General features: G+C 60.7%; 1 protein-coding gene and 1 pseudogene. One reads left to right on the top strand and one right to left on the bottom strand.

The genetic code is table 11. The annotated features are described in order from the left end of the window. A pseudogene (locus tag A1351_RS10490) lies at positions 1-258 on the bottom strand (RNA-binding protein); the annotation flags it as partial. A gap of 187 nt (positions 259-445) precedes the next feature. Between A1351_RS10490 and A1351_RS10485 the strand changes: the two are divergent. Beyond that, positions 446-1,319, top strand: an 874-nt coding sequence (locus A1351_RS10485) for an RNA repair transcriptional activator RtcR family protein (protein WP_305791304.1), incomplete at its 3' end; no start/stop codon positions are given.

Here is a 1,319-nt window from a genome sequence, read left to right as displayed (position 1 = left end):
CATATGCCCTTTGTGACGCGCATAAATGGCCGCCTTGGCGACGAAGGCCGGATCGATGTCGAGCGCCGACGCCAGAACATCGTCGAGCTGACTCTGCGCATCCGCGTAGAAGGTGTGGTTCAGCGTTCCCGTCGCGGCGAGCTGCGCGAGTCTATGGCGCGGGGTCCGCGCATAGGCGGGGCCGCCCGCTTCATTCCGCGCATTCGCCCGCGGAAGCAGCTTTCCGACGATGGATGCGAACAGGATTTTGCTCGCCATGGCTCCGTTCCTTCTCATTGTGACGGAGCCTTTATTGCGACCAGCGTGCCAGAGGAGTCGCGCCAGCGATCTGTTGCGGCAACATATTGGTATTGAATGGTTATAAATTTCGCCGACGATGAACTGCGTGCTTGCGGCTTCCAGCTGAGCGAGCTATATAAATCGTATCTTATCTTTATGGATAAACATGATGGCGCGGCCGCGAGTGGTCATCGGTTTTCTCGGCACGACGATGGACGCCGGCAAGGACAATCGCTGGGAGCGATGGCGCCCGACTGTGGCGCTCTGCCAGCATGAAGATTTTCTGGTCGACCGGCTGGAGCTCATTCACGACAATCACGCCATTGCGCTCGCAGAGCGCGTCACCCGCGACATCGCGCAGGTCTCGCCGGAGACGACGGTCAATCGTCGAATTTTGAATTTGACCGACCCGTGGGATTTCCAGGAGGTCTATGGTGCCCTGCGCGACTTCGCCGACGCCTATTCCTTCGACACGGAAAAGGAGGACTATCTGGTCAACATCACGACGGGGACGCATGTCGCGCAGATCTGCTGGTTTCTGCTCGTCGAGGCGCATTATGTTCCGGCGAAGATTTTGCAGCTGACGCCGCCCAAGCGCTGGCGCGACGGCGGGACAGGGACCTATGGCGTCATCGATCTCGATCTCGCGCGATACGATAAGATCGCTACACGCTTCGCTGCCGAGAAGGCGCAGGCGACGTCTTTCCTCAAATCGGGCATCGCCACCCGCAACGATGCGTTCAATCGAATGATCGAGCGCATCGAGCAAGTGGCGGCGCTGTCGAAGGCGCCGCTGCTGCTCATGGGGCCGACCGGAGCCGGAAAATCACAGCTCGCGAGCCGCATCTATGAATTGAAGAAGATGCGCCATCGCCTCAAGGGTCCCTTTGTCGAGGTGAATTGCGCAACTTTGCGGGGCGACGGCGCGATGTCGGCGCTCTTCGGCCACGCCAAGGGCGCCTTCACGGGCGCGCTCGCGGATCGGCCGGGCCTGCTGCGCAAGGCGGACGGCGGCATTCTCTTTCTCGACGAGATCGGCG

Origin of the sequence: Methylosinus sp. R-45379 (genome assembly GCF_001644125.1) — a bacterium.
Classification (GTDB): domain Bacteria; phylum Pseudomonadota; class Alphaproteobacteria; order Rhizobiales; family Beijerinckiaceae; genus Methylosinus.
This window is presented reverse-complemented; position numbering and strand designations above follow the sequence as displayed.